Source organism: Kitasatospora sp. NPDC001660 (assembly GCF_053596725.1).
In genome coordinates, this window is record NZ_JBSFGU010000106.1 from 1 (window position 1) to 7,254 (window position 7,254).

At 68.0% G+C, this 7,254-nt stretch carries 10 protein-coding genes and 1 pseudogene; 6 read left to right on the top strand and 5 right to left on the bottom strand.

The window, feature by feature from the left end; translation table 11 throughout:
- The 3 genes and pseudogenes from ACWCXH_RS39425 to ACWCXH_RS39435 all read left to right on the top strand — a co-directional run.
- A pseudogene (locus ACWCXH_RS39425) lies at positions 1 to 222 on the top strand (hypothetical protein); the annotation flags it as partial.
- A gap of 491 nt (positions 223 to 713) precedes the next feature.
- Positions 714 to 950 (top strand): group II intron maturase-specific domain-containing protein, encoded by a 237-nt coding sequence (locus ACWCXH_RS39430; RefSeq protein WP_449806338.1) that lies wholly within the window; start codon positions 714 to 716, stop codon positions 948 to 950.
- A 343-nt stretch (positions 951 to 1,293) separates the two neighbouring features.
- Positions 1,294 to 1,968 carry a hypothetical protein gene (locus ACWCXH_RS39435; RefSeq protein WP_449806339.1) on the top strand — a complete coding sequence of 225 codons (675 nt, stop codon included), beginning with the start codon at positions 1,294 to 1,296 and terminating at the stop codon, positions 1,966 to 1,968.
- A 179-nt stretch (positions 1,969 to 2,147) separates the two neighbouring features.
- On the opposite strand, the gene ACWCXH_RS39440 is transcribed toward ACWCXH_RS39435, so the two are convergent.
- Together ACWCXH_RS39440 and ACWCXH_RS39445 are read right to left on the bottom strand one after the other, a co-directional pair.
- Positions 2,148 to 3,113 (bottom strand): phosphatidylinositol-specific phospholipase C, encoded by a 966-nt coding sequence (locus ACWCXH_RS39440; RefSeq protein ID WP_449806340.1) that lies wholly within the window; start codon positions 3,111 to 3,113, stop codon positions 2,148 to 2,150.
- A gap of 222 nt (positions 3,114 to 3,335) precedes the next feature.
- Positions 3,336 to 3,548: a zinc ribbon domain-containing protein gene (locus ACWCXH_RS39445; protein ID WP_449806341.1), complete on the bottom strand. Its 213-nt coding sequence runs from the start codon at positions 3,546 to 3,548 to the stop codon at positions 3,336 to 3,338.
- Between ACWCXH_RS39445 and ACWCXH_RS39450 the strand changes: the two genes are divergently transcribed.
- Positions 3,509 to 4,159, top strand: a complete 651-nt coding sequence (locus ACWCXH_RS39450; RefSeq protein WP_449806342.1) for a carbon-nitrogen hydrolase family protein — start codon at positions 3,509 to 3,511, stop codon at positions 4,157 to 4,159. The genes ACWCXH_RS39445 and ACWCXH_RS39450 overlap by 40 nt on opposite strands.
- A 225-nt stretch (positions 4,160 to 4,384) precedes the next feature.
- Complete coding sequence (locus tag ACWCXH_RS39455; protein WP_449806343.1) at positions 4,385 to 4,930, top strand: SMI1/KNR4 family protein; 546 nt, start codon at positions 4,385 to 4,387, stop codon at positions 4,928 to 4,930.
- A 126-nt stretch (positions 4,931 to 5,056) separates the two neighbouring features.
- Here ACWCXH_RS39455 and ACWCXH_RS39460 read toward each other — a convergent pair whose 3' ends face one another.
- From ACWCXH_RS39460 to ACWCXH_RS39470, 3 genes are all read right to left on the bottom strand, one after another.
- Entirely contained in the window at positions 5,057 to 5,590 is a 534-nt protein-coding gene (locus tag ACWCXH_RS39460) for a replication-relaxation family protein (RefSeq protein ID WP_449806344.1), read from the bottom strand.
- A gap of 166 nt (positions 5,591 to 5,756) precedes the next feature.
- Positions 5,757 to 6,149 (bottom strand): hypothetical protein, encoded by a 393-nt coding sequence (locus ACWCXH_RS39465; protein WP_449806347.1) that lies wholly within the window; start codon positions 6,147 to 6,149, stop codon positions 5,757 to 5,759.
- Between the two features lie 5 nt (positions 6,150 to 6,154).
- Complete coding sequence (locus ACWCXH_RS39470; protein WP_449806345.1) at positions 6,155 to 6,586, bottom strand: hypothetical protein; 432 nt, start codon at positions 6,584 to 6,586, stop codon at positions 6,155 to 6,157.
- 32 nt (positions 6,587 to 6,618) lie between these two features.
- Between ACWCXH_RS39470 and ACWCXH_RS39475 the strand changes: the two genes are divergently transcribed.
- A complete protein-coding gene (locus ACWCXH_RS39475) occupies positions 6,619 to 7,032 on the top strand; it encodes a hypothetical protein (protein WP_449806346.1) in 414 nt (137 codons plus the stop codon).
- The last annotated feature ends 222 nt before the right edge of the window (positions 7,033 to 7,254 follow it).

The following is a 7,254-nucleotide window of genomic DNA, read 5'->3' on the forward strand; positions in this document are numbered from 1 at the left end:
AACACCGGCGGTCTGGAGGTCGTCGGCAACCACATCGGTGTATCCATGCTGGTCTCCGGCAACAGTGGCACCGGGCCCTTCCCCGAGGACAACCGTCCCGAGATCGAGGGCAACACCATCGGAGGTTCCCTGTCCTGCTCGGGCAACACCCCGCCGCCCACCAACGACGGCCACCCCAACACCGTCGCCGGCGCCCGCGGGGGGCAGTGCAGCACCCTGTGACCCACCCGGCCGGGTATCCCGCCCCTGGGTAAGCCCGTGGTGCCCGCGCCCGCTGCCGCACTCCACGCAGCGGACGCGGGCACCACGCATCGCTCCAACTGCTTCGCAGACGGCGAGGGCCGGAAGCCCGCAGGCCCCGGTGATCTCGCTGCTGTTGGCGAACCTGTTCATGCACTATGCGTTCGACGCCTGGATGGCTCGGGAGTATCCGGCCGTCCGGTTCGAGCGGTATTGCGACGACGTGGTGGTCCACTGCCGCACCGAGGTCGAGCTGCATCCCGACAAGACCCGCATCGTGTACTGCAAGGACGGGGTGAGGCCGGGCTCGTACGAGCACACATCACTCACGTTCCTCGGGTACGGGTTTCGCGTGCGGAATGTCAGCGCGAGGGCGGGGAACACGTTCAACCCAGCCATCAGTGACGAGGCCGCCAAGCGCATGAGGGCGCAGATCCGTTCCTGGCGGCTGCACCTGCGCAGTGGAGACCCTGGTGGAACCCGCACGGGAGATCAACCCCGTCGTGCGAGGGTGGATCAACTACTACGGACGGTTCTATGCGTCCGAGTTGTTCGGCATCCTCAACCGCATCAACGACTACTTGGTGCGGTGGGTCGTGCAGAAGTACAAGCGGTTCCGGGGCAAGTGGAATCGGGCGAGAGAAGCGCTGGTCAAGGCCGCAGGGCTGTACCCCGGCATGTTCGCGCACTGGAAGTTCGCCAGACCGTGACTGCAGACGACTGGATGATGGGAGCCGTGTGAATCGAGAGGTTCACGCACGGTTCTGAGAGAGCCGGGGGTGAGACTCCCCCCGGCTACTCGCTAGGGCCTTGTTGCGCAGGTTGCGGACCCGCCTTCCGAGCTGGCCGTCAAGGTCTCCGACGGATACCTTGGCGGCCTCTCGAGCGCTGCGGCGGAAGCCTTGATGCCCGCCACGGTGCCGGCACCGGCCCGCCCGACCGCCCTCGGACGGGCGGTGCCAGCCATCTGCCGAGTCCGGCTGCTCATCCCACAGGGCGCAGGAGCCGATCACGTAGACGACCGACGTGAACCCCGGACCTGAGGGAGCCCTGTTGACGACCACTGTCGTTCCGCCCCGGCGGCGAGCGCCGCGAAGTGAGGCACCGGAGCCGGCCGCCGTTGGCCGCCTGCCGTTGGTCGAGGCGCGCATGCTCGCCTGGCTGGCCTGCCAGGCCGCTGCCGCGCGGCAGGTGACCGTACGGCACCTAGCCGAACTCCAGGGCCCTGCGGGCCGACCGATCGGCGTGAAGGAAGCGGTCCAGATCGCGGGCGATCTGATTGACGCGGGACTGGTCGTCGTGCCCGGGCTGAGGGGTGCGGGACTCGACCAGCCGCTGCCCGTCTACACCGCCGGCTACCGGCGCCCGGAGACGAAGGTGGTCGAGAAACGGGTGGAGATCGTCTCGACCGGGCGGGGCACGCTGCGGATCGTCGGCACCATCGGCACGCTCAGGATTCCGGCAGAGCTCCCGGCCGAGCTGCGCGAGCGACTTCTCGCGCTCGGCGACGAGTTCCGGCGGGTCGTCACCACGGGCCCGGGCGACCTGCCGGAGGTGATCGACCGGCACCAGCGCAAGGCCGACGCCCTGCGCGAGTGGGAGCGGCACCCGCTCGGCAACGAGCGTGTGCGCGTTGAGGCGGATCGTGCCCAGCGAGCCGCCGATGCCTCCCGCCAGCAGTACGCCAACCAGCAATCCCGCCAGAAGAAGAGCCCGAAGGCCAGTTGAACGGCGCGGGCCCGCACCAGGGGGTGCGGGCCCGCCGCCGGACCCAGGCACCATGATGCGGGGGGAGGTGGCCCCGGGGTCGGCCGGAGTGCCGTCGGCCGGTGACGCTGCGGCGGCGGTCCCTCGGAGGCTGCCGCCGTTCGCTCCGTGTCGCGGCCGAAGGCCACGCCGACCGGGATTCAGCGCCCGATGAAGTTCTTGGCCACCAGGAGGTCCAACACGTTGGTGTGGAAGTCGGGGAAGTCCATCGGGACGATCCCGAAGTGGACGGCCTCGTTCCTGCGGGCGTACAGGTAGTCGAGCACCGGCGGCATGATCGAGTCCGCGTTCAGCTTGGGCCACTTCCCGCCCGCGTAGCTGGTGAAGTTGATGTACATCTTCGGCGAGTTCTGGTTCCGCCACGCCTGGTCGAACTGGTTGACGATGGCCTGGGCCTTGCCGTCGGTGCCGACGTCCTGGTACTGGTCCTGGATGTTCATCAGGTCGGAGTTGCCCCAGTGCATCACGTCCCACGAGGAGTCGGAGCTGGTGTCGAAGTCGGCGAGCAGCACGATCTTGCCGCGGGCCTCCCCGAGCCTGGGCCACCGGGGCGCGGTCCAGAACAGGTTGCGGTAGCCGAAGCCGTCCAGGTGGTACTGCATGCGGCGCAGGAACTCCACCCCGTTGATCGGGTTGCTGCCCGCGTTCTCGTTCTTGATCCGCATGACCAGCGCCTCGCGCGGCGACTGCTTGAAGAACGCCCGGCACTCGTCCAGCACGGAACGCAGCGTGCTGCCCTGGGGGAACCGGTCGTGGAAGACGCCGAGCCAGTTCTTGGTCTCGCGGTCGTTCAGCGGGAACCGCTGCAAGCGGATGTCGAGGAAGCGGATGCCCCGCTGGAGCTGCTGCGTAACGCCCCAGTTCTGGGTGTGCGACCACTCGGTGCCGTTCGTCGGGTCGACGCAGCAGGAGTCGTGGGTGCCCGGGATGGTCAGCTGGGTCAGCGAGAGGCTGTCGGGCAGCCCGGCCATCCAGGCGCCGCTGTTCCACGAGGCGGCCGCGGCCGGCGTGGCCGCGATGGTGAGGCCGAGGGCGGCGGTCAGTGCCCCGCCACCGACTGCGCCGCCCAACCTCAGGATGTCGCGGCGGTTCGGGTTGACGGTCATGGGCTGCTCCGCGGTCTCGGTCGGTCCGGCTCCCTACATGGCTGTCTACGGAGGCCGCGCGGAGTCCGGTTCATCGCCGTCGGCTGCGCGGGCTCGTTCGGGAGTGAACGAGCGTCATGGCAGGCGGCCGAAATGTACTACAAGTACAGAAGTCTTGCGGAGGCGGTGAGTGGCCGGCGTCAACTACGTGACTCTTCCCCGACTGAGGTCGGGGGCTTCTCGCTAGGCCGGGTCGGCGTCGCGACGGGCCAGCCCGGCCCGTAGAACGTTGATGGCCCCGGCAGTGTCGGCATGGGCCTTGTGGCCACAGGCGACGCAGTGGAAGGTATCGCGCTGGACGCCGGGCGGGAGGCCGCAGCGCTGCTGGCGGGATCCAGGGCGGGGTGCTGATCCTGATGACCACGGGTTCGATCGCGCCCCTGGAGGCCGGGGCACTGGGCCTGTGGACGGTCTTCGGATTACTCCACCCGCTTACACCACCCCGGCGTCCGCACAACAGCCTCTACGTCATCTCCGACCACGGGGACCTGGTCGCCCGGTACGACAAGCGGTTCCTGTCGAACACCGAACTGTCCTACCTCTACACCCCCGGCTGGCCCGAGCCGACGGTGTTCGACGTGGACGGCGTCCGCTTCGGCCTGGCCATCTGCATCGAAGCGAACTTCCCCACCCTGTTCGCCGAGTACGAACGCCTGGACGTCGACTGCGCCCTGCTGTCCGTCATGGTCGACGACCCCGCCCGCGCCACCGTCGCCCAGGCCTACGGCACCCTCTACAACTACTGGCTCGGCTACGCCGTCCCCGCCCAGTACGCCGCCAACGCCCCCTCCGGCATCGTCGCCCCCGGCGGCCGCTGGCTCACCCGAGCCCCCGCCGACAACCACCCCGCCCTCGCACTCGCCGACCTCGACCCCGACTTGACCGAACCGGACATCGACATCACGGTCCGCTGCGCCCGCCCCTGGAGGCGGCTGGCCCGCGCCAGCCTCTACACCGACCATCTCGCCGACGGTGACCCCAGGAGCCAGAGCCGCACCGCGTTCTGACCAGTGGTGGGGAGTTTCATTGGCGGTCCCGGGGCGGCCGCCGCTGGTGAGTTTCGGCTCCCGACTGGTGAGTTTTGGGTGTCGGTGCAGGTCGGCGGCCGGTGAGATGTGGTGGGTCTGGTGCGTTCGGGTGGCGGCGGGGTACGGCGGGAGGCCGGCTGGCGGGAGCGGCTGGAAAGTACGGTGACTGATCGAACCGCGCCACTTTACGGAGGAGACAACGCCATGATCCACCCAGCCATTACCCGCCTCTCGGCCCTGCTCGGGGAGCCGAGCACCTCGGGCGACGCCGTTGACTGGGACGAGCTGGCACAGACCACGGGGCTGCGTCTGCCAGCCGACTACTGTGACTTCGTCACGCTCTACGGTGGCGGCGAGCTGGATGAGTACCTCGGCGTCAGCACGCCGCCGGTGGCCGGCTCCCCGTACGGTGACCTCATCGACGGGCTGGACTTCGACCCGAGGGAGGAGCCGACATCCCCTACTGGCACTGCCCCGGAGGACCTGGAGGCAGGGAGGCTTCTCCCCTGCGCGAGGAGCGTCAATGGGGACGTGGTCTTCTGGCTCTGCGACGCTCAGGACCCGGACAGCTGGGACGTCGTCGTCTTCAAGCGCCAGCCCGTCTACGGGGAGGACCGCTGGATCCGCTTCGAGGCAGGCTTCGGAGACTTCCTCCTCGGCACCCTCCGTGGCACACTGCCGAACCCGTTCAGTGACAGAGGCTTCGCCCGGCTCCCGCACGCCTACCGCAACTGGCGGCAACCGCTGTGACCCACACGGGTGTCGGCGGCCTGACATCCTGGCCCGGCCGCCGACCCTGCCAACGTACGTCGCTGCTCTCGTAGCCTGGCGGTGGTGAGGAACTTCGCTTCGAGGATCCGTGGGACTGGGCCGCGATCAGGGCGGTGGGTGAGGAGGCCGGGGCACTGAAGTAAGCAGTCGCCAGGGCGGGCGCGGCCGACACCCCTTTCCGCGGCGGCTGATGGGAGTGGACGTGAACATCAAGGAGATGCTGGACCGGCTTGGCGCGGTGATCCCGGCTGGCAGGGGAGCGGTGGCCCAGTAGCGGGCGTAGGCGTTCAGCTTGGCGGCGAGCCGGGGGCCGCCCATGGTGCCGCGGTCGACCTCGACGAACGCCACGTTGGTGACTCGGGCGCCGTCCGCGCCGGTGCGGCTGTAGTAGAGCAGGCCGTCCGGGCGCACCGTGCCCTCGCGGCCCTCGGCGAAGCGATGGGTGATCTCCGGGATGAAGTCGAACGGCCCGTAGGCGTCGCCCCGGCGGCGGGCATCGGCGAGGAACACCAGGTGGGTGCGCACGACGGCGAGCTGGTGCCACAGCGTGTACTTGAAGGCGCTCTTGTCGCCGGGCGTCCTCGGAGCGGGGATGTCCGCCAGTTCGGGGAAGGCGCCGGCGAGTGGCCTCGGTCTCAACACGTTCACCCTCGTCGCGCAGATCAACCGGATCGAACGAGAGCTCGGCGGACCGCTGCTGGTGAGAGCCGAACGCGGCCGGCCTATGGCGCTGACCCCCTTGGGGAGGAGGGTGCTCAGGGCTGTTCGCGCGTCTCAATGTGGCGCGCGGTCGTGAATCCGAAGTTCACGCCGGGTCGTCAAGCCGGTGAAAGGCTCCGTCGAACTCCCCCGACGCAAGCAACTTGGTGATCACGCTCACCATGCCTTGGACGCCGGGATCTCGAACGATCAACCCGTCCGAGCACCAGAAGCACCGGCCATCTGCGGCTTCTCCGGTTTCTTCCCACCGCTTCATCAGCCGGGCCGCCTCGGCGAGGGTGAAGATCGTTGCACTCCAGCGAGAGCCGTCGGGGAGGTGAACCTCGGCATCGATGTTGCAGACCTCGTCGAGAGCCTCGTCAGGGGCCGGGAGAAAGAGCGCCTGGAAGCCATCAGCTCGAACGCGGTAGTACGGGCCCTCCCATCCGGCGCCGTACTGAAGTTCTCTCGGCGCTGGCACTACCCGATCCGGCTCCAAGGCTGTCACTTCAGTTCCTCACCTGGCGGAATGAAGGTGTCGGCGCTGTCAGCGTCCTCGACATATCCGGATGCATCAACCGTGATTGCCGTTGCCCGCCCCTGAGAGGAGACCAGCCAGGCCAGCACCTGCTCAGTGAGAGGAGTTCCACCTGGCCCCTGATCCGTCCAATGGGCCCGCCACCCTCCGCCGGGCACCGCAGCAACGACCTGGTCGGCCCGCTCCAGGTGGGAGAAGTCCTCGTAATCCGTGACCAGGCGCAAGGCCCCTCGCTTGGGGTCAACCACCAAGGCCGTTCCGGTCGCCTGATCCCAGCCTTCTACACGCACCATGCGGCCGCTCTCGGTCTCAGTGCCGTTGAAAATGGCAGTCCAGCCGGTTTGATTGAAGTAACGAAGAGACACCGCCCCATCATCTCGAACGTTCGAAGAGCTCATCTGGCGGCCGGCAACCTTGACATCATCTGGGCATGGCACCAGATCTTCCCCGCACCGTCCGAGCCGTCGACACCGCTCAGCTCCTGGACCTGGCCCAGGAGGCCGCCATACACGGCTTCAGCCAGCGGCTCCCGGTCGACTGGCTCCAAGAGCACCTCGCAGCAGAGGCCACGCACTACCTGTTTCCCACGCTCATACAGCGGCTGAGGCACCGTCCCGAGGTGCCGGTGCAGTGGAGGTGCCAGCAGCTGCTGACCGTCAGGACCGGCGAACAGATCTGGGGTCTGCTCGACGTCCTTCCCAACACCTTCGACAAACTTCCGGAGACCCTGGACACGGCGTCCAAGAAGGACATCGTCAGCCGCATCGAGCGAGCCGTTACCCAGCGCGAGTGGGCGGAACGGATGGCTGCTGATGCAGACCCTGAAGAAGTGCCACGGAACTGAGACACGAGCACCCGGACATGGGCTGAGACAGCCCAGAAACCCGCTGGTCAGGGCTGTGCTCTATGCCACGAGCCGCGAGATCCTACATGATCGTCGAGCAGCCCCGAGAAAGGCCCTGAGTGCCCCTTAGGGCACGTATTCGGTCGTGATCAATCTGTGTGATTCACCTTCGCGGCGGGTCCTGATCCGGTAGACCGTGGTGTGTGACGCGAGCGCAACTGA